Raw genomic sequence first — 23,006 nt, forward strand, 5'->3', positions numbered from 1 at the left:
GTATACCAAGGACGGCGAGGACTACTTCATCGTCGATTCACACATCGCCCTGTGGGACGGCCGCGAACAGAACTGCCGCAACATCCACGGCAAGCAGTTCATCGACTGTTTCTACGACTACCACAAGAATCTGAGCCCCGAAGACGCCGTGTGGCCGTACGACGAATACACCTACTACGGCGGTGACCGCCTGATGAAGGATCTCTTCACCGACGGCTATGTCGACCACGCGATCTTCCAGCCCGCGTACCTCGGCGACTTTTACCACAACGGGTTCGGACAGACCGACGAAGCGTGGGCGTTGACCCAGCGGCATCCCGACAAACTGACCTACAACCACAACTTCGACCCGCGCAACGAGCAGGCCGGGCTCGACCGGTTGCGCGCCGACGCCGCCCGGTTCGGGCTCAAGGGGGTCAAGCTCTACACCGCCGAGTGGCACGGCGATTCCCGCGGCTACAAACTCACCGACCCGTGGTCCTACCGGTACCTGGAAGCGTGCCGAGAGCTGGGCATCACCAACATCCACGTCCACAAGGGGCCGACCATCCGCCCGCTGGACCGCGACTCCTTCGACGTGGCCGACATCGACGCCGTGGCGACGGACTTCACCGACCTCAACTTCATCGTGGAGCACGTCGGGCTGCCCCGGCTGGAGGACTTCTGCTGGATCGCCACCCAGGAGCCCAACGTCTACGGCGGGCTGGCCGTCGCGATGCCGTTCATCCACACCAGGCCGCGGTACTTCGCCCAGATCATCGGCGAGCTCCTCTACTGGATCGGGGAGGACCGCATCATGTTCTCCAGCGACTACGCCCTGTGGACGCCGAAGTGGCTGGTCGAGAAGTTCGTCGACTTCCAGATCCCGGCGGACCTGGACGAGTACGCGCCGCTCACCACGGATGTGAAGCGGAAGATCCTCGGCCTCACCGCCGCCCGGCTCTACGACCTGCCGGTGCCGCGGGACCTGGCCTCGAAGATCCCGGCGGAGCCCGTGACCGAGGTCGCCGCGGGTGCGTCAGCATGATCGCCCAGGACCTGCGCGATGCGGTCGGCACCGCGTTGAGCACCGTCCGCGATCCTGAACTCGACGAGTCGATCGTCGACCTCGGATTCGTCACGGCGACGACCGTCGTCGACGGCCGCGCGGAGGTGCGGTTGCGGCTGCCGACGTACTTCTGCGCGCCGAACTTCGCCTACCTCATGGTGGCCGACGCCTACGACGCCACGATGGCCGTCGAGGGCGTCGACCAGGTGTCCGTCGTGTTGGAAGAGCACTTCGCCGCCGCCGAGATCAACGCCGGTGTCGCGGCCGGGGCGGGCTTCGTCGGCTCGTTTCCCGGCGAGGCCGGTGCCGAACTGCACGAACTGCGGCGCACCTTCCAGCGCAAGGCGCACACCGCATGCCTGGAACGCGCCTGCGAGCGGCTCCTCAAGGCCGGCTGGACGATCGAGGGGTTGTCCGGCGCGCACCTCGCGGATCTGCCGGACAGCCCCGAACGCGCCAGCCTGCTGCGCCGGCGCGCCGACATCGGCCTGTCGGTGGCCGCCGACTCGCCGGTTCTCGTCGACGACGACGGCGAGCCAGTACTGGCCGACCAGATCCCGTTCCGGCTGCGGTTCGCCCGCACCGTCCGGGTGAGCCTCGACGGCAACGCGCACTTCTGCCGGGGCCTGCTCACCACCCGCTACCCGCACGCGGCCGCCGACCAGCGACCCCGCCACGCGGCACAGGAGGCATCCGCATGAAGGCCGTCCAACTCGGGAAGTACCACGCCGCGCCGGAACTGGCCGACGTCGCCGACCCGGAGATCACCGCACCGCTGGACGTGATCGTCCGGATCGGCGGAGCCGGCGTGTGCCGGACCGACCTGCACATCATCGAGGGCCAGTGGGCGGAGAAGTCCGGCGTCGACCTGCCCTACACCATCGGGCACGAGAACGCGGGCTGGGTGCAGGCGATCGGCAGCGCCGTGACCAACGTAGCCGTCGGCGACGCGGTCATCCTGCATCCGCTGGTGACCTGCGGACTGTGCCGGGCCTGCCGCTCCGGCGACGACGTGCACTGCGTCAACTCCGCGTTCCCCGGCATCGACACCGACGGCGGGTACGCGGAATACCTGAAAACGACGGCACGGTCGACGATCCGGCTCGGCGACTCCCTGCACCCGGCGGACGTGGCCGCGCTCGCCGACGCCGGCCTCACCGCGTACCACGCGGTGGCCAAAGCGGCCCGCGTGCTGCGCCCCGGCGACAAGGTGCTGGTCATCGGCGCGGGCGGGCTCGGCCACATCGGCGTCCAGGTGCTTCGCGCCCTGTCCTCGGCGGAGATGATCGTGGTGGATCGCAACGCCGACGCCCTGGCGCTGGCCAGGGAACTTGGCGCCGACCACACCGTGCTCGCCGACGGCAGCCAGGTCGAAGCCATCCGGGAGCTGACCGGTGGCAACGGTGCCGAGGCGGTCATCGACTTCGTCGGCGAGGGCGGCGCGATCGAGGACGGCGTCGCGAGCCTGCGGCGCAACGGCAGCTACTACGTCATCGGCTACGGCGGCGCCCTCAACGTGCCGACGATCGACATCATCTCGACCGAGATCAACTTCATCGGCAACCTGGTCGGCTCCTACAACGACCTGGCCGAGCTGATGGTCCTCACCGCGCAGGGAAAAGTCACCCTGCACACGACCCGGTACGCCCTGTCCGACTTCGCCAAGGCGCTGGATGACCTCGACCGCGGAGCCGTCCGCGGTCGGGCGATCCTCGTGCCTTAGCCCCCGCAGCTACCCACACCCACCCGGAAGAAGGACGTCATGGCAAAGGATCTGCGGTTCAACGTCGAGGCGCGGCAACTGCTGGAGATCGGCGTGAACGCCCTCGCCGACGCGGTCAAAGTGACCCTCGGCCCCAAGGGGCGCAACGCCGTCATCGAGAAGCTGGTCGGCGCGCCCACGATCACCAACGACGGCGTCACGATCGCGCGGGAGATCCAGCTGCGCAACCCGTTCGCCAACATGGGCGCGCAGCTCGTCAAGGAAGTCGCCACCAAGACCAACGGCGTGGCGGGCGACGGCACCACCACCGCGACCGTGCTGGCGCAGGCCATGGTCCGCGAGGGCCTGCAGGCGGTGGGCGAGGGCGCCAACCCGATGCTGCTCAAAGTCGGTATCGACGCCGCGGTGGACGCGGTGCTGACCAAGCTGGCCGGTGAGGCCAGCGAGATCGGCGGGCCGTCGGATCTGGCCAGCGTGGCGACGTTGTCGGCCAACAACGACCGCGAGATCGGCGAGGTGATCGCGGCGGCGATCGGCCGGGTCGGCCGCGGCGGCGTCGTCACCGTCGAGGAGTCGCCGACGTTCGGGCTCGACATCACCTACATCGACGGCGTCGAGATCGACAACGGCTACATCTCGCCCTACATGGTCACCGACCGGGAACGCATGGAAGCGGTCTTCGACAACCCGTACGTGCTGCTCACCTCGGAGAAGATCACCAAGGTCCAGGAGCTGATGCCGGTCCTGGAACAGGTCACCAGGTCCGGCCGCCAACTGCTGATCTTCGCCCAGAGCGTCGAAGGCCCGGCGCTGGGCATGCTGGTGGCCAACAACGTGCACGACACGTTCCGCTCCGTCGTCGTGCGCGCTCCCGGGTTCGGCCACCGGCGCATCGCCGAGCTGACCGACCTGGCGATCTGGATGGGTGGCCAGGTCATCACCTCCGACGCCGGCCTCACCCTGGACGCCGTACGACTCGACCAGCTGGGCCAGGTTCGCAGGGTGACCGTCACCGACAGCACGACCACGCTGGTCGGCGGTGTCGGGCCCGATCGCGAGGTGTCCGCGCGCATCGAGCAGCTCAAGACGGAGTTCGAGCGGGCCGAGAACGACCACGACAGGGACGCCCTGCAAGGCCGGATCGCTCGGCTGTCCGGCAGCGTCGCCGTCATCCACGTCGGCGCGGCCACCGGCGTCGAACTCACCGAGAAGCAACACCGCGTCGAGGACTCGCTGTCGGCGACCAGGGCCGCCCTGGAGGAAGGCATCGTCGCCGGCGGCGGAAGCGCCCTGGTGCAGGCGGGCAGCGCGATCGACGCGCTGGACCTGCCCGGGGAGAAAGGGCTGGGCGCCCGGATCGTGCGTGACGCCCTCGTGGAACCCCTGCGCTGGATCGCCATCAACGCGGGCTACGACGGCGACGAGATCGTCGAGGCGGTCAAGAACCTGCCGACCGGGCACGGGTTCAACGCCATCACCGGCGAGTTCGGCGACATGTTCGACCTCGGCATCATCGACCCGCTCAAGGTGACCCGCTCAGCGTTGCAGAGCGCGGCCTCCATCGCGGCCCTTCTGCTCACCACCGAGACGCTGATCGTCGAGGAGGTCGTCGGGAACCCGGGCGCGATCTACGCACCCGGATTCGGTGACCTCGCCGAGGGCCTCGTCCGTCCGTCGAACATCCCGTGATGAACCCGCCGTCGCCCGGCGTCGCCTATGCGCCGCCGCCCGCTCCGGAACACCCCGGCGTCGACCCGAGGACCGGCCGCGGGTTCCTCGCCCGCGGCCGGTTCCTGGGCCTCATCGGCCCGGCCTTCGTCGCCGCCGTCGCGTTCGTCGATCCCGGCAACGTCGCCACCAACGTCAGCGCCGGCACCGACTACCGCTACGTACTGATCTGGGCCGTGGTCTCCGCCTGCCTGATGGCCATGTTCGTCCAGTACCTGGCCGCCAAGCTCGGGCTGGCGACCGGCCACAGCCTCGCCGAGGTCTGCCGCGACCGGACCACGACGCCGGTGCGGTTGGGGCTGTGGCTGATCGCCGAGGCCGTGGTGATCATGACCGACCTCGCCGAGTTCGTCGGCGGCGCGGTCGCGTTGAACCTGCTGTTCGACATCTCGCTGTTCAACGGGGGACTCATCGTGGCCGCGGCCACCATGGTCATCCTGCGGTTGCGGCTGCGTGGCAGGGAGGGCTTCTCCGCCGTCGTCGTCGGGTTGCTGTTCGTGCTGGCGCTCGCCTTCGCTTACCTGGTGGTGAATTCGCCGCTGGATCCGGTCGCCGCGGTGTCGGGTCTGGTGCCGCGCCTGCCGGACTCGCACAGCGCGCTGCTCGCGTGCGGCATCATCGGTGCCACCGTGATGCCGCACGCGGTGTTCCTGCATTCCTCGCTGATCGGCGGCCTCACCCCGGACCGGCCCGGCACGCTTCGCACCCGGGCCGTCCTGCGGTTCCTGCGCCGTGACGTGGTTATCGCGCTGGGCCTGGCGGGCGTCGTGAATCTGCTGATGCTGTTGGTGGCGACCTCGTTGCCCGCGGGCACCGGCGACTCGCTCGAGTCGGTGCACGCGGCGTTCCTCGAACGCTCGGGGTCGCTGTTCGCGGCGGTCTTCGCGGTCGCGCTGCTCGTCTCCGGGCTCGCCTCGGCGTGCGCGGGCGTCTACAGCGGGCAGGCCGTCATGCAGGGATTCCTGCGACGCACCAGCAGCGTGTGGCTGCGCCGGGCGGTGTCCTCGGTCCCGGCACTGGTGGTCCTGGCGGTGGTGAGCGACCCCACCTCGGCGCTCGTGTTCAGCCAGGTCGCGCTCGCGTTCGGGCTGCCGTTCGCGCTCGTTCCGCTGATCATCTTCACCGCCCGCCGTGACCTCATGGGTACGTTCGCCAACCACGCGCGGACCACGTTCTTCGGTGTGCTGGTCACGCTGGTCGTGGTGGCGCTCAACGGATTCGTGCTGACCAGCCTCGTACTGAGCGACTAGCGGAAGGACAACCCATGGCCGGCAAGTCTTGGCAGCAAGCGAGTCTCGAGGGGCTCGCGGCGCTCACCGTCGATGCCATGCCCGGGGTCGAGGTGCTCCTCCTCGACGACCTCGCCGAATACCTGATGGGAGCCGGGCACCGCGAACCCCCGTACACCGTCGAGCACGGCAGCCGCGTCGTCAGCGCCCTGTGCGGCGCGGTCGTCAACTCGGCGCGGTTCACCCCGTCGCAGGTCCCGGCGCCGACCCCGGAGATCACCGCTGCCCGTACCCGGATCGTGCGCGGAGCCCACGACTTCGCCGCCCGCGGCGTCGCCGGGATCAGCCGGCTGGCCAACCGGGTGATCCCGGCGACCCTGGGGGAGTTGGAGACGCACCAGAACTCGCCGGAGAAGCAGACCTGCCTGGTGTTCTCCTATGCGCTTCTCGCCGTCGCGTCGGGGCCGCGCAACCTGCTCGACGACGAGTCCGCGATCGGAGTCATGCAGATCTTCCAGGCGTGGGACGCGGTTCTCGGGCAGGGCGTCGTGCTGCCGTGGCGCCGCGAGACCGCATCAGGCTGAGCCGTCGTCAGCGCGCGGTCGTCGCCAGGACGGCCAGGCCGATGGCCATGACCGCCGCGCTGACCACGAGAAACGTCGTATTGTGCGCGCTCCACCAGCGGATCCGGACCTGAACCCAGCCGGGTACCTCATCGGCCCGCACCAGCCGCAGGGCGACGACGTTCACGATCGCCGTGCCGAGGCCGAGCGCGCCGAGCCGGGCCATGGCTTCCGCGAGCGTTTCCAACTCCATACCGGCATCAAACCCCGTCACGCCGAAGGGGAGCGTCTCACCGTGAGACACCCGGCCTTCGACTGCCGTTGCCGGGTCGCCACGGCGCGTGCCGGTTGTCAGGTGAGGTCGGCGAGGTCTTGCTCGGTGAGGGCGAGGCCTGCGGCGGCCATGTTGTCCTCCAGGTGGGCCAGGGAGCCCGTGCCCGGGATGGCCAGGGTCACCGGGGAGGAAACCAACAGCCATGCGAGGCCCACCTGGGCGACCGTGACACCGTGCCGGGCCGCCACCTTGGCCAGCCGCTCGTCGTCGAAGTCCGCACCGCCACCCACCGGGCTGAACGGCACGAAGGCGATGCCGGACTCCTCGCAGGCTGCCAGGAGGTCCGCATCCGCGCGCTGGGCGGCATGGAACTCGTTCTGTACTGCCACGACAGGTGCGATGGCCCGGGCCTCCGCGAGGTGGCTGGTGGTGACGTTGCTGATGCCGAGGTGACGGATCAGGCCCTCCTCGCGCAGCGCCGCGAGCGCCTCGAAGCGTGCGGCGAGGGACTCACCGTGCGGGGCCCCCATGCCGCCGATGCGCAGGTAGACCAGGTCGAGGCGGTCCACTCCCAGGCTTTCCAGGTTGTCCTCGACCAGGCCACGCAGGTCGGCGGGCGCGCCCTGGGAGAAACTGCCGGGGCGGATGACGGGGCCGACCTTGGTGGCGATGACCAGGCCGGACGGATACGGGTGGAGGGCCTCGCGAAGCAGGGTGTTGGCCCGCACCGTCCCGTTGCGGCTGACGTAGAAGTCGGCGGTGTCGATGTGGTTGACACCGAGTTCGACGGCGCGGCGCAACACGGCACGGCCGGCCTCGGGGTCGCGGGCGGGCCCGCCCATGCCGTTCTTGGACGGCAGGCGCATGGCGCCGAAACCGAGCCTGTTGACGACCAGGTCGCCGCCGAGGCGGAAGTCTTCGCTCATGAGGCCGAGCATGATTCTCCCTGAATCGGACGACGAGAGCATGGCAGGTTCCTGCCACGGCACAATGGGCGCATGCCACAGATCATGACGCTCCGCGGTGATCTTGATCTTCGGACCCGGATCACGCCCTTGGCGGCGTTGGACGACGCGGAATGGGTCAGCGTCGCGCGCGACCTCGACACCTGGCCCGGTGCCCGCGAGGCCGCCCGCCTCCGGACTCAGCGCGGCGCGGGAGGTCTGGCCCGCAAGCTGTACAGCCCGGCCGTACTCGCCGACGAGCGCGACCGCGAGACCCTGCGCGAGATGGTCGCGCACGGTTTCCAGGTGCGGATCGCCGCCACCCCGTTGCCCCAGGGCACCGTCATCATCGATCGGCGAACCATCATCCTCAGCGACGCCGCACCCTTCATCCCAGCCGCTCATGGTCACCGCACCTACACCATGAGCGTCGTGCCGGCCCTGGTCGGCGCCGCATACTCGCTGTTCGAGGCGGCCTGGGAGTCGGCCGCGGACCTGGCCACCTACTTCGATGCGGCACGGCCACGGATCGACGCCCAGGCCGGCCTGGTCCTGCGCGCCCTGGGCTCCGGCGTCACCGACGAGGCCGCCGCGCGTGAGCTCGACATGTCGCTGCGCACCTACCGCCGCCGGGTCGCCGAATTGCTGGTCGCCCTCGACGCGGGCTCGCGTTTCCAGGCCGGACTACGCGTCGGCGAGCTCGGCCTGACCCACCGGTGAGCACCCGGCACCAGCCTGAGGAGGACCGGCCGGCCGGTGGCCTGGGTGGTGACTGATGCGGCGAGCGGGCAGCGCCAGAGTCGCTTCGGCGCTGCCCGCTCGCTGCTGCGGTGGAACTAGTCGGTGATGGTGATGTTGTCGATGTAGCCGCGGAAGCCACCGGTGTTGGCCGGCTGGTCATAGCCGATGTTGAGCGCGGTGACGGCCTTGCCGTTGAACTTGGCGCCGAGCGGCACCACGACCTCGTTCCACGTGTCGGCCTTCAGCTTTCCGCACTGGTGGGCGGGGTGCGCTCGGTTGCCGCTCTGGTCGGTCGCCCCGGAGTCGCGCAGGTTGGCGCCACCGCTGAAGGTGAGGTCGACGGCGACGCAGGTGCTGTTGTGGGCGACGACGTGACCGATGGTGCCGTTGCCCTCCGGGTAGATCCGGTAGGTCAGCTTGGTGGTGGGCTTGACGATGATCCGGCTCAGGTTCAGGGCGCGGAAGTACGCGGACGACGTGGTGGTGTTGTGATCGACACCGAAGTACCGGATGGCGTTGGCGCCGGCGAAGGCCTTTTCCTTGAGGACCGAGTTCTCGGGCTTCATGGCGGCGCAACGCGCCGCCTCGACGGTTGCGGCGGCCAGTTCCTTGTGGGCCCTGGTCAGCTGAGCCGCTGCGGCCTTCACCCGGGTCGCCGCGGCCTTCTTCTCCGCTTCGGTGTCGGCGGCCTTGGCCGCGGCTTCCGCAGCCTTTGCCCTGGCCTCGGCGGCAGCGATGCTCGCGCGGGCCTTGGCGACGGCGGCCTTCGAGGACGCGGTCAGGGCGAGCGAGCAGCCGTTGACGTTGTGGAAGGCGCCGGCCCCGACGGCACTGTTCGACCAGTCCAGCGGCACCTCGCCGGTCTCGAAGCCGGTGATCAGGTCCAGTTCGTACTGGCCGCGGCGGACGAACTCGTCCAGCTCGGTCGGGGTGCCGGCGAGCGCCTTCCTCGCGGCGTTGGCCAGGTTGACGAACTTGTCCGCGGTGGCCTTGGCCAGTACCGCCTCGCCCTCCTTCAGATCGGCCTGGTACTTCCGCTGCAGGGCGATCCGGCGGTCCTCTTCGTTGGCCTCGTGGATGCCGGTGTGGATGTAGGTGTTCCAGTCGGCGGGCTCGCGACTGAGCACGGCCTTCTCGGCGGCGCCGCGGACCTCGGTGCCCTCGTCGGCGTTCTCCCAGATGTAGGTGATGAAGTCGCGGTCGCTGGCGGCGAGCATGCCCGCGGTCGCCTCCACCAGGAGGACGGCCAGGGCACGACGGCGGCCGGCGTCCTCGATCAGCTTCTGCTTCAGCGCCGCGTCGTTCTTGGCCTCTTCCTCGATCTGCTTGAGGCGGTCGGCGTCGTGGGCGGTGACGATCTCGGCGCCGAGGAATGTGACGCGGTCGGTGTCGGTGCCGTTGTAGGCCTTCTTGGCGGCCGCCTTGACCTCGGCACCGGTGGCGCGTTCGTGGATCTGCCAGACGAATTCCTTGATGCTCAACGCGAGCAATCCGGGGTCGGCGACGATGCCGATGGTGAGCGCCGCCTGCTGCTTGAGCTCACGTTCAAGCCGCTGCTGCTCCTTGACCCGCTGCTCGATGGCCAGGTCACGGGATTTCGCCTGGAAGACCTCGGTACGGATGAAGAGGGTGCACGCGGTGGTGTCGTCCTCCAGGGTCTCCGGCGCCGAGAAGGCGGCCACCGCGGCGGCACGGACCTCGTCGCGGAACGGCTTGGCGTCCAGGCGCTGCCACAGGGCGATGGCCAGGTCGCAGTCCTTCAGCCCGGTCAGGGCGGGCTCGGGCTCCAACTCCAGAGCGATGATCGCGGCGGCCTTCTCCTGCAGGGTCGCCGGAGTCACGGCGGCGGCCAGGAGAGCGGTACGGGCAGGTGCCGCACCGTAGGCCGCGGCGCCGGCCGGGGTCAGCGTCGCGGCCAGGGTCAGGGCGGTCGCGACACCGGTGAGGCGGGACAGCCTCGCACGCGTGATGAGGTTCACGTCGACCTTTCTCTTGAGGGACGGGTGGGTGTCCGGCTACCCCCGGCGCAGGGCCAGGCCCGCGCCGATGGGCTGTGCATGAGGATCCCCGTGATTCGTAGCGCGACGAAAGCCACACCGGACAGAGGTATGTGCCGGGTGTCCCCGAATGCCGGGGAGCGCCGTGGAGCCGGAGGTTATCAACGTCGTCGACGAGCCAACAAGGTGACCATTTGGACCGGAAAACCGGGCCATCACACAATGGCAGCGGCCGTGGAGATCATGTGATTCAATGCCGGGCGTCTGATCATCGATTCAAGTGATTCGCGGTTCCCGCGACGCCGCCCTTTGCCGATTTGCGAGATCGGCGCGGCCTTGATAATTCGAGCTTCTCGGGAGTAATCGACATGCGCAAACGCGCTCTGGCCGCGGCTCTTGCCGCGGTGACGTTGGCTGGGGCATTCGGCACGGCGGGCCCGGCATCGGCGTACCCATCGGTGGTGGTCGCGGTTGCCCCGGTGGTCGTTGACGATGCCGCCGAGCGGGAGTTTCTGCTCTGGCTCGCGCAATCCGACGAGCGTGCGATGGTGCGCTCGACGGCTTGGAGCGCGCTGCTCAGTGACGAGGGATACCCGGCGATCCAGCGGTTCTTCGACTCCGAGTACGACTACGCGGAACAGCTTTCCGCCAGCAGCCGGACGCGGAACAAGGACTTCGTGGCGTACGTCCTGGCCACCTGCGTGCCGACCTATGCGCGGGAGGTCTGCGTCGCGGCCCAGCGGGCATCCCGGGGGACCGACGCCGACCGGGAGGCGTTCGTACGCACCGGATATGCCGGGGCGAAGGAGCGCGACCGGCGGGTGCGCGAGGCCGCCGGGAAGGAGGCCGCCGCGCTGGTCGAAGCCGATCGGGCGGTTGTGGCGGTGCTGCGCGACAGCGATCCCGGCGCACAGGTACGCGCGGCGGCCGCCTGGGCACTGCGCCCGGGCAGCGTCGACGGCGACGTTGTGGAGTTCTTCGCGTACGGCTGGGCGCACGCGGCCGGCCTGGACGTGCGGGCCTACCGCACTCAGCTGGCGGCCGACGAGGTGGCGTGGCGCCGTACCGTCAACCGGCTGATCGCCGAGGCGCAGGCCGCCGAGCTGGCCGCGCGGGCCGCCGCCGGCGAGGCCGCGGCACAGGCGCGCCGCGCGGCCGCGCAGGCCTGGGCCACGGTGGCCGACAACACCGGGCCCGCTCGGGTGGCGTGGCAGCGGGCGGAGCAGGTCGCCCTGGCCCAGGCCGAGACGTGGCGGCAGGTGGCCGCCGCGGCCGCCGCGAACCAGAGCCCGAACTGGACGCCCGTGCTGGGCACCGCCGACACCATGGGCAGGCAGTGGACCGTCGAACGTGACCAGGTCAGCGTTCAGTCCGCCTACTGGACCGGCCTGTACCAGCGGGCCCTCGCCGCGGAACACGCCTGGACGGCCGCGCCCGCCGCCTGAACCGGGTCCCCTCATCAACGCTGAAGCGACTTCAGCGTGCCCTCGCTCGCCTGAGCCCGCCACTGCGGCTCGACGCATGAACGGATGTGTGTTTGTGAAAGTCTTGAAACGGATACGTGCCGCGGCGGTGTTGTCGCTTTCGGCCGCGGTCGTCGGTGCGAGCCTGCACGCGCCGCCGGCCACGGCTTCGCCGGTCGACGTGCGGCCCGCGGCGGCACTCGCCGAGGACCTGCCCAAGGTGCCGGTTCCGCCCCTGGTGACCGAGGCCTGGAACGGCACGACCGGCGTGCCCACGTTGGATGAGCGGTGGCGCAAGGCGGTCGCGGATGTGGCCGATTTCACCGCCGAGCCCGAGGTTCGTGATGCCGCGCTGGCCGCGCTGGCCACCGGCGACCCGGTGGTGATCCGGAAGTTCGCCACGGTCGACAAGCCGGCCCTGGACAAGCAGATCCTGGCGCGGGCGAGGCAGATCGCGGCCGACAACCTCGCCAAGATCCGAGCGATGGCGGGTACCGGACCGGCGAGTGGCTATTTCAACGCCGAGGTCGAACGAGTCCTGGCCGGTACCGACCGCGACCGCGAGGCTTTCCTGGCGTACGGCGCTGACATCGCACGTGAGCGCGACGCTCAGGTCGGCAAGGCGGCACAGGAACGGGCCGCGGCACTGCGTGCGCGAGTGCGGATGGTGGCCACCGCGACGGAGGAGGGATCGCACGTCAGGCAAGCCGCCCAGGCCGCGCTCGCGGGGAACGACGCCGCGATCTCGGCATTCCTCGACGGCGGATACCTGGCCGCGGCCAAGGCCGACGCCGAGGCGCGCGAGCAACACCTGAAGGATCTCGAAGCGCGCGACAAGGCCGCCGAGAATCTCACCGAACTGGCCCAGCGCGCGGCCCGGGCGTCCGAAGCCCGCCTCCGGCTGCTCGCCGCGCACGGCGACGCGGTACGCGCATTGCAGGAGACCGCGAACGCGATGGCGTCCGCGGCCAACGCCGCCCGCCACTCGGCACGAGTGCTGTCCGGCACCACGACGGTGCAGCAGAAGGCCGCCGAGCTTGCGACCGCGAACGCCCAGGCCACCCGGGACCTCGGCCAGGCGCAGGACTCCGCGCGTGACGCCGACGTCGCCGCGCGGACCGCCGCGCTGGCCGCCGACGACCTCACCGCCACCGGCCTGGACTACGGTGCCGAATGGTCGCTGATCTCGCAGGGCATGAGCGAGGCCGCGACCGCTGCGGTCGGCGCGACCGAGACCGCCCAGCACGCGATCGACGCCACCATCGCCACCAACAACGCCCAGGGCGCGCAGGCGCAGGCCGAGGCCCATGCCCGGCAGGCGGAGCGGTGGCGCAAGCACGCCCAGGAACACGCGAAGTCCGCGGCGAAGCTCGCCGCGGCGGCGAAGCGACAGGCTGACGCGGCCAAGACGGCTGCCGCCAGGACCAAGAAGGCCCGGCAGGACGCGCAGGACGCCGAGGCCAAGGCGTGGGCGGCGGCGGAACGGACCCGCGAGCACCGGCAGACGGCGCAGGCGCAGGCCGCTGAGGCCAAGCGTCAGCGGCAGATCGCTGAGGCCGAACGCGCCAACGCCGCCCGCTTCCGCGCCGAGGCGGAGCAACAGGCCGCCATCGCCCGGTCGGAGCGGGCCAACGCCGAAGCCCAGGCAGCGGCCGCGGCCGGTGCTCGCCAGCGCGCCGAGGCGGCTGAGTCGTCCGCCGGTGCGGCTGCCGACCGGGCATGGGAGCAGGAGGGCAAGGCCGCGAAGGCACGCGATCAGGCGATCGCTGCCGAGCGCGCCGAGCAGACCGCCAAGGCCAAGGCGGCCGCCATGCGATCGGCTGTGGCGGCTGCCGCCAGTGACAGCGAGAAGCGGGAGGCGCAGCGGCAGGCGGACGAAGCGGATGCGCAAGCCGGCGTGGCCGGCACCGCGGCCCGCTCGGCCCGCTCATCGGCGAACAACGCGACCGGAGCGGCGGCGAACGCGCGGGCCGCGGCGAGTCAGGCACAGCAGGCCGCGGACCGGGCCTGGGTCGCGGCGGAGCGGGCGGCTGCGGCTGCGGCCGCTGCCGATGCCGCGGCGGACAAGGCCGAGGCGAGCGCGAAGGCGACGCATGCGGCGCGGGTGCGCGCGGACGCGAAGGCCGCCCGGGCCACGGCGCAGGAGGTCAAGGCCGCGCGTGCCGCGGATGCGGCGGTGCGTCTGGCGGAGCAGGCCGCCGACGAGGCGGTGCGGTCGCTGTGGGCGGCCAACCGGACGAAGGACGAGGCCGCGGCGGCGACCACGGAGGCGGTCGCGGCGGCGGCGCAGGCCGAGATAGCGGTGAACGCGGCGGTGGCGGCACGCCAGTCCGCGGCGGGTATCGCCGACCCGGCGAACGCCGCGATCGGCTCGGTCAGGCCGTTCACCGGTGCCGACATCGATGCCGACTTCGTCACGCTCGTGGCCGAGCAGGCCAAGACGATCGGTGCGGAGCAGGCGGCGGCGGCCACCGCGCGTGCGGCCGAGGCGGTCACCGCGGCGCAGCAGGCCGAGGCCGCCGCGGGCAAGGCGAACGATCAGGTCAAGCCGGCATTCGCGGCGGCGGCGCAAGCGGCCCGGTCGGCGGCGGAAGCGGCTGCTTCGGCTGCCGAGGCGAAGAAGGCCGCAGCGCAGGCCGCCGTCGACGGGGCGGCCGCTCGTACCGCCGCGGCCGGCGCGGGGCGCGCGGACGCACAGGCGCGCGCGGACGCCACCCTGGCAAGGCAGGCCGCGAACGCGGCCGCCGGTGACGCGGCGATCGCCGGGCAGGCGGCCCAGGCCGCACAGAACGACGCCGACGCCGCCGACAGCGCGGCCACCGCCGCGGAGGCCGACGCGGCAGCCGCTCGCGGCGCCGCCGACCAGGCCGAGGCCGACGCTGCCGACGCCCTCAAGGCGGCCGAGAACGCGCAGAAGTACGCCGACAGCGCCGCGACCGCCGCAGCGAACGCCTTGCAACACGCGGTGGAGGCACAGAAGGCAGCCGAGCGCGCCGAGGAAGCAGAGCGCAAGCGGAAGGCGGCAGCCCTCGCCGAGGCGACCACCACACCACCCGCCGGTCCGGACTCGGACCTGATGAAATATCTCTCGGCCGAGGAGCGGGCGGCACTGATCGAGGCGCAGAAGCTCGCCGGTCAGAACCTGCTGGACTTCCTCAAGGAAAACGCCTTCGACCTGTTCATGGACCTGTCCGGGGTCGGGGACATCAAGTCCTGCATCATGGACGGCAACGTCGAGGCTTGCCTGTGGAGCCTGGTGAACCTGCTCCCGGCCAACAAGATCCTCAATGCCACCTGGGATCTCGCCAAGCTGTTGCCGAAGCTCTTCAAGTTCCTCGACAAGGTCGATGACGCCGCCAAGAAGCAGGACGAGCTCGTCGATCTCGCCAAGCGCAAGAAGCGTGACGCGGATGTCTGCAAGGTCTCGCCCAAGCCCAGTAGCTTCCTGCCCGGCACCCGGGTGCTGCTGCCCGGAGGCGCCACCCGCGCCATCGAGCAGCTGAAGGTCGGCGACCGGGTGGTGGCCACCGACCCCGAGACCGGCGTGACGGCGGCGAGGACGGTCACGGACACGATCACCAGTGCCGGCGACAAGAGTCTGGTGGACGTCACCATCGATGTGGACGGCGGCCGCGGGGACAGGACCGCGATCCTCACCGCCACCTACAACCACCCCTTCTGGGTTCCCAAGCTGTCCGAGTGGGTGCAGGCGGCCCAGCTCACCGCCGGTCAGTGGCTGCGGACCAGCGCCGGCACCAGGGTCAAGATCGCTGCCGTACGGCACCACGCCGCGGTCGCCCGGGTGCACAACCTCACCGTCGCGGATCTGCACACGTATTACGTGGTGGCGGGTGGCCGCCCGGTGCTCGTACACAACGACCCGGCCGAGCGCTGCAAGGGCAGCATCAACCGCAACGCGCTGTCCGATGACGAATTCGTGCAGTCGAAGGAGATCATCGACGAGCTCGGTGGTCACTTCGAGGGGCAGAACATCGGGAACGAGGCCGGGATCGACGGGATCTGGAACAACCTCCCGGCCAGCCTCAAGGAGGTCAGCCCGGGTAGCCTTGACAACGTCAAGGCGCTGAAGAGCGCGGCGGACAAGGCGCGCAAGTCGGTCCTGAAGGCCGGGCACGGCGACAAGGGTGCGGTCCTGTTCATCAAGGCGACCGGTGTGTCGGCCGCCGAGGCGCGGGGCATCGAGCACCTTGCCAAGATGGCCGGCGGCCGGGCGTTCTCCCGCGTCTCGATCCGGACCAAGGACGGTTGGGTGCACTATGGCGCTTGAGTGGGTGGTCAGCGACGGTCGGCCCACCCATCCGGACGAGCTGGTCCCGCTGATCGAGGCGTCCTTCGAGCGGTACTTCCAGCGCGGGGTGAGCCGGCAACCTGACGAGGCCTCCCCGGGCTCCGCCGAGCACGAGTTCAGCACAGTGCTGGAGCTGTCCGTGGACGGCGAGGCAGCACGGGTGCACCTGGACCAGATGAGCTACGACGAGGCCACGGGCACCTGCTCCGGCTACGTCGAGGCGGACCGGACGGGGTTGTCGGTCGCGGCGGGCATCGTGGCGGCGGTGTGCTGGAACGCCCAATCCGGCGGCCGGCTCTCCGGCACCGGCCTCGGCGGCGAACAGCTCTCCGCCGATGAGTCGCTCGCGTTCCTGGACGGCTTGTTCCAGGACGCGGGCAGTGCCGAGGAACGGGTCGGCGTGATCACCCGGCGGCTCGGGTTCGAGTGAAACGTCTCCCGGCGCCCCGTTCGCGGGGCGCCGGGAGACGCAGTCACGCACTCGGCCGGGCCTGCCACAGCCGGGCCTGGTGACGGGCCGTCCTCCGGCGCTTCGCACGGCGTACCGGATCTGGAAGGCTTGCGCCTCGCCAGTGGACCTGGCACGACTCGATCCGGTACGACGCCGGCCGCGCCACGATCGGCGGCACCGGACGGGTCGAACAGCTCAATGTGGCTGGACGGACCATTCCGGACGGTCGGAGGGTCAGCGACGATGAACGGTCACCTGGCGTGCGATACCGCTGATTCAAGGAGGCCCAACATGCGTACCGTGAAAAGACTCGTCATCGTCGTAACCGCCGTAGCGGCGACGTTGCTGGCCTGGCAAGCCGCTGCCGCGGCGGCGTCGATGGTCGAGTACGCGCTGCTCTGATCCCGCCGGGAGCGCCGCGCCAGGCGTTCCCGCTGGCGCGCTTCCCCCTCGAACAGGGTGACCAGCCCGGCGTCGGCCAGGTTGCCCCGTGCGGAGAGGATCAACACCGGCGTGCCGACGCCGCGGCTCCGCAGCTTCGTGAGCCCAGCCACGTACCGACTCGGAAGAAGACTCCCAGGGACCGAAGTGACACGCGGGTCCGCCGGCAAGCGGCAACAGGATCACGCATCGCTGACCCACAATCTGGTATTGGCCAATCGCGAAGCCGTCACCGCCGCCGGGATATCCGTTTCCCCGGCCGGCTCCGGTCGATCCGGCACCCGGTACGGCCGACCCGCCAGCTCCAAAGGCCACGAGGCGTGACGATGCGCAGCACTCTGATTGCGGCATCACCGGATGCCCTGCACTAGGCTCCGCGCCGTGAAGTCGACCGTGTCTGTGACGCAGGAACGTCGCATCGCTGCGACCCCGGCCGTGGTCTGGTACGTCATCTCTACGCCGGAGATGCACGACCGACTGGACCCTCGATGTCACCTGGAGTCGGCGACGGGTAACGGCGACGTCGGATCGGAGTACGTCCTCAACGTTCGTGCCGGTCTCGCGCAGGCACGCCTTCACTACGTGGTCCGCGAAGCGATCCCGCAGACGAGATGGGTGGCCGAGATGGATCGAGCGGGCGAATACGCCGGAGTTCAGTGCGCCGAACTCGTGCCCGAGACGGCAGGCACGCTGCTGCGGTGGACCGTGACTCAGCCGACCGGCCGTTTGACCCGTCGTCTCGTGACTGCATGGTGCGAGCGCGAGTTGGACAAGTGGCTTGCCGCCATCGACCGTCACTCACGATCCACGCCGGGCGGCACTGCCCGAGCATGACGACCGCATATCGGCGAATCATGCATCAGGTCTCGTTCAGCGCGCGGATGTCGTTAACGCAGCGTGGTCGTCGGCGACGGGTCGACCAACCAGCGTGTAGCCGAATCCTCGTCCGGCGAGACCAGTTCCAGCACGGCACACGGGCCGCAAGCCTGAAGGGCTCGCTCGGGTGCGCCCGCCCACCTTCAGCACGTCGGCGACGACGACGAGCCGATCGCTCGGAACTCTGCCGGCATCTCGCCGCCGCGCCGACCGATCCGCGTGAGGTTCGGCTCGGCGCCTCGACAGCGCGCCCGCTTGGGGGAGTGAAACGCGCGCTGCGGGAAGTGGTGGTGTGGCGATGCTGCGCAAGAGCTGGAGGTAGGGACGTGACATGGTCGGCGCCCTGCGGCCACGCGGAACCGGCCGCCATTGTTTGTGGATCGATGAATCAGCGGCCGCCGACGAATGACGTTGCCGGAACGAAAACCCGGTGACCGGACTCGAAATTGAGCGAAACACCTTCGGTGGCCCACTCGACGGTCAGCCGGGTCGGATCCATATCGGTCGCATCGAGGCGGACGTGATGACCGTATCCCCCACTCGGATCGCGGCCCAGATAGACCTCGTAGTGGTCCAGGCTGGAGGTGCTGTCGTCGGACAGCCGCAAGACCGCGATCGGCGCGTGCACGTGCTGGAGAACGACGGTGTGCGGGGAGTCGTCCGAGTACACCACGCTCGGCGGCTGGCTGAAGGTTTTGACAACCGTGGTCCGCGGCCACCAGAGAATGGTTGCGGCGACCAGGACACCGAGAGCCGCAGCGACGAATATCGCCGTTCGCATGCGATGGCCGGGCACCGATTGTCCACTCGGCGCGGGTCGGGCGGGCGGGGGCGCGACGTCGTTCATCGCATGAGTGTCGCAGCGCGGGTCAACTCGTTCGACCACTGCGCGCCCGCACCACATTTTCAAACCAGGGCAGATTTAGTGCTGGAAACCGCTGCTGCGGCTGCAGTGCGGCGGCTCCACCCACCGCTGGGGCACCGCCATCTACGCGGCCCCGGGTGCAGCGTCGGCGTCCGTCAATTATTCAGATCAAGATGATCGGGTTGGTAAGTGCGGCCATGTGTCCGGTCGGGTGGCGTACCTCGATACGAACAAACGCCGCGTCCTGCCTGCTGATGGGCCAGTGCAAGGCACCTGTTCCATCGTCGGTCAGCAGTTCATGATGCAGCTGTCCCCGATCTGTGTGGAAACTGACCACACCGGACGGCACCCCTTTTAGCTCAACCCGCGCCACGGTCGGCTCGTCTTCGGTCTTCAACCGCTCGCCAATCCCGACGCTGCGCTCACCGGCACCGACCGTGAAGGACAGGTCGACCTCGACAGACTCGGCTATCCAGCTGTGCCCGGCACGGAGACCGGCGAGCAAGGCATCGGTGCTCAGCTCGTCGGCCAGTACGACGGTGTGGGGACCACCGATCTGGCCCTCCAGGTGGACATCGCTATTGCCGATCGCCGGGTGCCACGGCCCGTGGTGAATCTCCGCCGCCAAACCACGGCCCCACTCCACCAACGTCGCCTCATTGTCCGCCTGCCACGGCAGATCTGAACGCCACAGACCGTTCCACACCTCGACCGCATCGAACCGCAGGAACGGATACATGAAGGCGCCGGAAGGGTACGGCGCATGCGGGTGCGCCGCGACGCACAGCCCACCGGCGTCATGAACCTGGCCGACAACACGGTCGATCAGTTCATCGCGAATGCCGTAACGCCAGTCGACCACGTGTCCCGGCTCGATGCCGAGCGCCAGCCAATGACCGGTGTCAGTGACGACCTCCTGACCCAGGATCACCAGCAGATCGTCAGCGGCGAGCGACCCCCACGCACCATGCGTGTCTGCCGTGTTGTGCTCGGTGATGGCGATGAAATCCAGCCCGACCCGGCGCGCAGCCGCCGCGATTTGGCTCGGCGTGAGCTCACCGCCGTGTGAGCGCTGCGAATGAACATGGCAGTCACCCCGATACCAACCCCGCCCCCGACCAGCCACCCTCACGGGCGGAAACTCCGGTCCTCCGGGACGCTCGGCCGTGTTCTCATCGGTAGGCACCCCGGGATCCTAACCAGCGGATTCCGGACACGGATCCTCGAAGGAAATCGGGCCTGGCGTCGGTGCTCAACGCACTGATCGGCATGTCCGGGAGCCAGCCGTTTTGGCATCGCCGTGACGCTGCATAGCGCTCGGATCGCGGCAAGATTGGAAGATGAGCGACGCGCGACCGAGTAGCTCGTCAAAGCTCTCGCGTCGACATGACCGCGCGCTTCGGGGGTTACCTGATCAAGCGAGTCGCGTGCAACGACGCCAGGAGCCGCAGCCGGTCCGCGTCCGTGCTGCCCGGCTCGGCGGTGAAGACCAGCATGACCGGGCCGGGGTTGCCGGGCAGTGGGTAGGTGTCCCAGTCCAGGGCGACGTCGCCTACCTCGGGGACCCGGAAGGTCTTGGTGCCGCTGACCGTCTCGCGTACGTCGTGCCGGGCCCACAGCCGCCGGAACTCGGCGCTGCGGATGCTCAGCTCGCCGATGATCGCGGTGGCGCGGGGGTGGGTGGGGTCGGTGGCCACGGCGGCCCGCATCATGCCGATGTAGTCCAGGGCCTGCCGCTCCCAGTCCGGGCAGCTGCGGTCGCCGGTCAGCGTGTCGTCGAAGATCAGTAGGAGCATGTTGAGCCGGTCGGGCGGGTAGGCGTCCGGGTCACCGAGCAGCGCCTCGGCCATCGGGTTCCAGTCGAGCAGGTCGAGATGCCGGCCGAGGACGACCGCCGGGGTGTCCATCACCTGCAGCAGCCGCCGTGTGCTGTCCGGCACCCGTTCCGGCTCGGGGTCCGCCCGGGCGGGCATCGGTCGGCGGGCGGCGTGGGCCAGAGTGAACAGGTGGCGGCGTTCCTCGCCGTCGAGGCCGAGCGCGGCGGCGAGCGCGTCCAGGACGTCGTCGGACGGGCGTACCTCCCGGCCTTGCTCCATCCGCTGGTAATAGTCGGTGCTCAGCCCGGCCAGCAGGGCCAGCTCCTCGCGCCGCAGCCCGGTGACCTTGCGCCGGCCGCCCGGCTCCAGGCCGACGTCGTGTGGACGCAGCCGGCCGCGCCGGGCACGCAGGAAATCACCGAGCTCACGCGCGTACGGATGGGGCCTGCTCATGCCGCAAGTGTGCCGCGGCCCGGGCCACCGAAGGTAGGTCCCGCAGACCTAGGCACCCGGGAACGACCGAGCCGGCCCGGATCACTCCTAGCGTCAACGGCTCACCGCAGCGACACACCCAGGAGCAGCAGATGACCGGATGGACTGCCGACCGCATCCCCGACCAGCACGGCCGGGTCGCCGTCGTGACCGGCGCCAACTCGGGCCTCGGTCTGGTCACCGCCACCGAGCTGGCCCGCCACGGCGCCCGCGTCGTGCTGGCCGTCCGCAACACCGCCGCCGGCGAGGAGGCCGCCCGGCGGATCGACGGTGACGTCGAGGTGCGCGAGCTGGACCTCGCCTCCCTCGCCTCGGTGCGGGCCTTCGCAGCGAAGCTGGCCGCCGACCACCCGACCATCGACCTGCTGGTCAACAACGCCGGCGTGGTGCTGCTCGGCCCGCGCCGCACCTCCGCCGACGGTTTCGAGCTGCAAGTCGCCACGAACATGGTGGGCCACTTCGCACTGACCGGCCTGCTGCTCGGCAACCTGGCCGCGGCGCGGCAGGCCCGGGTGGTCAGTCTCAGCTCGATCACCCACAAGAGCGCGCACCTCGACGTCGACGACCTGATGTTCGAGCGTGACTACCGGGCCGCTGCCGCCTATGGTCGGTCCAAGCTCGCCACTACGATCTTCGGCGTTGAACTGGACCGCCGCCTGCGCGCCGCCGGATCGCCGATCGTCAGCGCGCTGGCCCATCCCGGTCTCACCCGCACCAACCTCACTCCGCGCGCCTGGGAGCACCGTGGCCGGTTCGGGCAACTGATCGCGTGGCTCGGCCTGCTGGCCACCCAGTCGGTGGAACAGGGCGCGCTACCGCAGTTGCGCGCCGCAACCGAGCCCGGGGTGCGGGGCGGCCAGTTCTTCGGCCCGTCCGGGCTCTGGGAGACGCGGGGCCGGGTCACCGAGGCCCGGATCAGCAGGGAGGCCGCCGATCCGGCCGTTGGCAAGCGGCTCTGGGCGGCGGCCGAGGAACTGACCGGCGTCAGCTACCTCTGACCCCGGCGGTCGGTCGCCGACCCGCGGCGTCCCGACCCGCTGAGAAGGACGGCCGGCGTGCAGCCTGGTTCATCCGCCGCTCATGATCGTGAATGTCAAGCATGTCCGTGCGTCAGTCGCTCGCCTCGCCGTGATGCTCCGTAGCGCGGATACTGGCTGGCGTGCGAGCCGCTGGCGCGTCATGGTTAGCCGTGATCATGATCCAACGGGTGCGGGTGAGGTGGCGGGCGTCAGCACGGGGCGCACCGCATGCCGATGCCCGCCGCGGTCTATCCCGTCCAGCGATTCTTCCCCCGTCGCTGCCGGCAGGCGATGTGGTGATCCATGAGGTGCTCGCCGACGAAGCGGCCCGCTACGTGCGCGAGGACGACGTGTTCGGTGGCGGTGTGGAACGAGCCCGCGACGTTGACCTGTGGCTGGGTTCGAAGGGCTCAGCATTGGTGGTAGATCGGCTGCCGGGCTGGGCGGCCTTCCCACGCCAGAGCGGGCCTGCCCGGTTGTTCGTGCTCATGCCGGGGCAGACGGGCCGGTATCGGGCGAACTTCAGGTTCATGGTCACCCAATGCCCTTGTGATCCGAGTTGGTACTACGAGGACTGGCTGGTGCACATCAGCCATGGCGAGATCGAGGGTGGTGGGTTCATCGAACGTGAGCCGGATCAGGAGGTCGACCACCGAGTGAGTCTCTATGGCGGATCGATACGGTCAGCCGGCGGTCGTCGTCTTCGGTGAGCCGGCGGTACTCGCAAGGGCTGCCGGCGCTTCGCCACATGAGATTGAGGTAGCCGTCCGACATGATTGGTGTTGTGGATGCCAGCGATCCGTACACGACCATCACTGAGTCGACGTTCGTGGCGCGATTCCTGCTCGATCCCGACGCGGACACCGTGGACACGGTGGCCAACGTGGACGCGTTCGTTGACCTTCCCGATGGCTCCTCGTGGGCGCTGACGATTTTCACCGTCGCTGAGGTGGGCCGCCTGCTGGCACGGTGGAAGCAGACCGGCGAAGTGGCGAACGGCAGCTATTTCTGGGTCGCCGACCAGCT

20 protein-coding genes are annotated in these 23,006 nt (G+C 69.9%); 14 read left to right on the plus strand and 6 right to left on the minus strand.

The annotated features are described in order from the left end of the window. From DMB66_RS34650 to DMB66_RS34675, 6 genes are all read left to right on the plus strand, one after another. Positions 1 to 1,027 (plus strand): amidohydrolase family protein (locus DMB66_RS34650; protein ID WP_148112786.1); only part of this gene is annotated, 1,027 nt, incomplete at its 5' end. After that, positions 1,024 to 1,749 carry an iron-sulfur cluster assembly protein gene (locus DMB66_RS34655; protein WP_125808343.1) on the plus strand — a complete coding sequence of 242 codons (726 nt, stop codon included), beginning with the start codon at positions 1,024 to 1,026 and terminating at the stop codon, positions 1,747 to 1,749. The genes DMB66_RS34650 and DMB66_RS34655, both read left to right, overlap by 4 nt. Beyond that, complete coding sequence (locus DMB66_RS34660) at positions 1,746 to 2,771, plus strand: NAD(P)-dependent alcohol dehydrogenase (protein WP_125808344.1); 1,026 nt, start codon at positions 1,746 to 1,748, stop codon at positions 2,769 to 2,771. Before DMB66_RS34655 ends, DMB66_RS34660 begins: the two co-directional genes overlap by 4 nt. Positions 2,772 to 2,810: 39 nt before the next feature. Then, positions 2,811 to 4,460 (plus strand): chaperonin GroEL, encoded by a 1,650-nt coding sequence (gene groL, locus DMB66_RS34665; RefSeq protein ID WP_125808345.1) that lies wholly within the window; start codon positions 2,811 to 2,813, stop codon positions 4,458 to 4,460. After that, positions 4,460 to 5,749, plus strand: coding sequence for an Nramp family divalent metal transporter (locus tag DMB66_RS34670; protein WP_125808346.1), 1,290 nt, complete (start codon positions 4,460 to 4,462; stop codon positions 5,747 to 5,749). The genes groL and DMB66_RS34670 overlap by 1 nt, the downstream gene beginning before the upstream one ends. Before the next feature lie 14 nt (positions 5,750 to 5,763). After that, positions 5,764 to 6,312 (plus strand): hypothetical protein, encoded by a 549-nt coding sequence (locus tag DMB66_RS34675; RefSeq protein WP_125808347.1) that lies wholly within the window; start codon positions 5,764 to 5,766, stop codon positions 6,310 to 6,312. A 7-nt stretch (positions 6,313 to 6,319) separates the two neighbouring features. On the opposite strand, the gene DMB66_RS34680 is transcribed toward DMB66_RS34675, so the two are convergent. Continuing rightward, positions 6,320 to 6,544 carry a hypothetical protein gene (locus DMB66_RS34680; RefSeq protein ID WP_125808348.1) on the minus strand — a complete coding sequence of 75 codons (225 nt, stop codon included), beginning with the start codon at positions 6,542 to 6,544 and terminating at the stop codon, positions 6,320 to 6,322. Positions 6,545 to 6,642: 98 nt separating this feature from the next. Then, positions 6,643 to 7,491, minus strand: coding sequence for an aldo/keto reductase (locus tag DMB66_RS34685; RefSeq protein ID WP_125808349.1), 849 nt, complete (start codon positions 7,489 to 7,491; stop codon positions 6,643 to 6,645). Positions 7,492 to 7,563: 72 nt separating this feature from the next. Between DMB66_RS34685 and DMB66_RS34690 the strand changes: the two genes are divergently transcribed. Next, positions 7,564 to 8,229 carry a response regulator transcription factor gene (locus DMB66_RS34690; protein WP_125808350.1) on the plus strand — a complete coding sequence of 222 codons (666 nt, stop codon included), beginning with the start codon at positions 7,564 to 7,566 and terminating at the stop codon, positions 8,227 to 8,229. Between the two features lie 116 nt (positions 8,230 to 8,345). Here DMB66_RS34690 and DMB66_RS34695 read toward each other — a convergent pair whose 3' ends face one another. Next, positions 8,346 to 10,229: a hypothetical protein gene (locus DMB66_RS34695; protein WP_125808351.1), complete on the minus strand. Its 1,884-nt coding sequence runs from the start codon at positions 10,227 to 10,229 to the stop codon at positions 8,346 to 8,348. A 386-nt stretch (positions 10,230 to 10,615) separates the two neighbouring features. Between DMB66_RS34695 and DMB66_RS34700 the strand changes: the two genes are divergently transcribed. The 4 genes from DMB66_RS34700 to DMB66_RS34715 all read left to right on the plus strand — a co-directional run bounded on the left by DMB66_RS34700 (position 10,616) and on the right by DMB66_RS34715 (position 17,745). Beyond that, entirely contained in the window at positions 10,616 to 11,692 is a 1,077-nt protein-coding gene (locus DMB66_RS34700) for a hypothetical protein (RefSeq protein ID WP_199752793.1), read from the plus strand. Positions 11,693 to 11,786: 94 nt separating this feature from the next. After that, the gene (locus DMB66_RS34705) at positions 11,787 to 15,998 is read left to right on the plus strand and encodes a polymorphic toxin-type HINT domain-containing protein (protein WP_125808352.1); all 4,212 of its coding nucleotides are present in this window, start codon (positions 11,787 to 11,789) and stop codon (positions 15,996 to 15,998) included. Beyond that, positions 15,988 to 16,449, plus strand: coding sequence for a hypothetical protein (locus DMB66_RS34710; RefSeq protein ID WP_125808353.1), 462 nt, complete (start codon positions 15,988 to 15,990; stop codon positions 16,447 to 16,449). Before DMB66_RS34705 ends, DMB66_RS34710 begins: the two co-directional genes overlap by 11 nt. 843 nt (positions 16,450 to 17,292) lie before the next feature. Further along, the gene (locus DMB66_RS34715; RefSeq protein ID WP_158647473.1) at positions 17,293 to 17,745 is read left to right on the plus strand and encodes an SRPBCC domain-containing protein; all 453 of its coding nucleotides are present in this window, start codon (positions 17,293 to 17,295) and stop codon (positions 17,743 to 17,745) included. A gap of 430 nt (positions 17,746 to 18,175) precedes the next feature. Here DMB66_RS34715 and DMB66_RS34720 read toward each other — a convergent pair whose 3' ends face one another. From DMB66_RS34720 to DMB66_RS34730, 3 genes are all read right to left on the minus strand, one after another. Further along, positions 18,176 to 18,634, minus strand: coding sequence for a hypothetical protein (locus DMB66_RS34720; protein WP_125808355.1), 459 nt, complete (start codon positions 18,632 to 18,634; stop codon positions 18,176 to 18,178). 181 nt (positions 18,635 to 18,815) lie between these two features. After that, positions 18,816 to 19,838 (minus strand): CehA/McbA family metallohydrolase, encoded by a 1,023-nt coding sequence (locus DMB66_RS34725; protein WP_125808356.1) that lies wholly within the window; start codon positions 19,836 to 19,838, stop codon positions 18,816 to 18,818. 220 nt (positions 19,839 to 20,058) lie between these two features. Continuing rightward, the gene (locus DMB66_RS34730; protein ID WP_125808357.1) at positions 20,059 to 20,922 is read right to left on the minus strand and encodes a helix-turn-helix transcriptional regulator; all 864 of its coding nucleotides are present in this window, start codon (positions 20,920 to 20,922) and stop codon (positions 20,059 to 20,061) included. A gap of 131 nt (positions 20,923 to 21,053) precedes the next feature. Here DMB66_RS34730 and DMB66_RS34735 point away from each other — a divergent pair, with 131 nt between their 5' ends. The 3 genes from DMB66_RS34735 to DMB66_RS34745 form a co-directional block, all read left to right on the plus strand. Beyond that, a complete protein-coding gene (locus tag DMB66_RS34735; RefSeq protein WP_125808358.1) occupies positions 21,054 to 21,959 on the plus strand; it encodes an oxidoreductase in 906 nt (301 codons plus the stop codon). A 317-nt stretch (positions 21,960 to 22,276) separates the two neighbouring features. Next, positions 22,277 to 22,690 (plus strand): hypothetical protein, encoded by a 414-nt coding sequence (locus tag DMB66_RS34740; protein WP_233625052.1) that lies wholly within the window; start codon positions 22,277 to 22,279, stop codon positions 22,688 to 22,690. A 74-nt stretch (positions 22,691 to 22,764) separates the two neighbouring features. Beyond that, on the plus strand, positions 22,765 to 23,006 hold a 242-nt coding region (locus DMB66_RS34745), incomplete at its 3' end, for a hypothetical protein (RefSeq protein WP_125808359.1).

Source organism: Actinoplanes sp. ATCC 53533, assembly GCF_003947245.1.

What these genes read in the sequence shown, in the direction of transcription:
- DMB66_RS34730 (WP_125808357.1), bottom strand. Translation starts at nt 20,922, where the DNA reads ATGAGCAGGCCCCATCCGTACGCGCGTGAGCTCGGTGATTTCCTGCGT.
- DMB66_RS34685 (WP_125808349.1), bottom strand. Translation starts at nt 7,491, where the DNA reads ATGAGCGAAGACTTCCGCCTCGGCGGCGACCTGGTCGTCAACAGGCTC.
- DMB66_RS34690 (WP_125808350.1), top strand. Translation starts at nt 7,564, where the DNA reads ATGCCACAGATCATGACGCTCCGCGGTGATCTTGATCTTCGGACCCGG.
- DMB66_RS34655 (WP_125808343.1), top strand. Translation starts at nt 1,024, where the DNA reads ATGATCGCCCAGGACCTGCGCGATGCGGTCGGCACCGCGTTGAGCACC.
- DMB66_RS34670 (WP_125808346.1), top strand. Translation starts at nt 4,460, where the DNA reads ATGAACCCGCCGTCGCCCGGCGTCGCCTATGCGCCGCCGCCCGCTCCG.
- groL (WP_125808345.1), top strand. Translation starts at nt 2,811, where the DNA reads ATGGCAAAGGATCTGCGGTTCAACGTCGAGGCGCGGCAACTGCTGGAG.
- DMB66_RS34710 (WP_125808353.1), top strand. Translation starts at nt 15,988, where the DNA reads ATGGCGCTTGAGTGGGTGGTCAGCGACGGTCGGCCCACCCATCCGGAC.
- DMB66_RS34680 (WP_125808348.1), bottom strand. Translation starts at nt 6,544, where the DNA reads ATGGAGTTGGAAACGCTCGCGGAAGCCATGGCCCGGCTCGGCGCGCTC.
- DMB66_RS34720 (WP_125808355.1), bottom strand. Translation starts at nt 18,634, where the DNA reads ATGAACGACGTCGCGCCCCCGCCCGCCCGACCCGCGCCGAGTGGACAA.
- DMB66_RS34735 (WP_125808358.1), top strand. Translation starts at nt 21,054, where the DNA reads ATGACCGGATGGACTGCCGACCGCATCCCCGACCAGCACGGCCGGGTC.
- DMB66_RS34675 (WP_125808347.1), top strand. Translation starts at nt 5,764, where the DNA reads ATGGCCGGCAAGTCTTGGCAGCAAGCGAGTCTCGAGGGGCTCGCGGCG.
- DMB66_RS34700 (WP_199752793.1), top strand. Translation starts at nt 10,616, where the DNA reads ATGCGCAAACGCGCTCTGGCCGCGGCTCTTGCCGCGGTGACGTTGGCT.
- DMB66_RS34660 (WP_125808344.1), top strand. Translation starts at nt 1,746, where the DNA reads ATGAAGGCCGTCCAACTCGGGAAGTACCACGCCGCGCCGGAACTGGCC.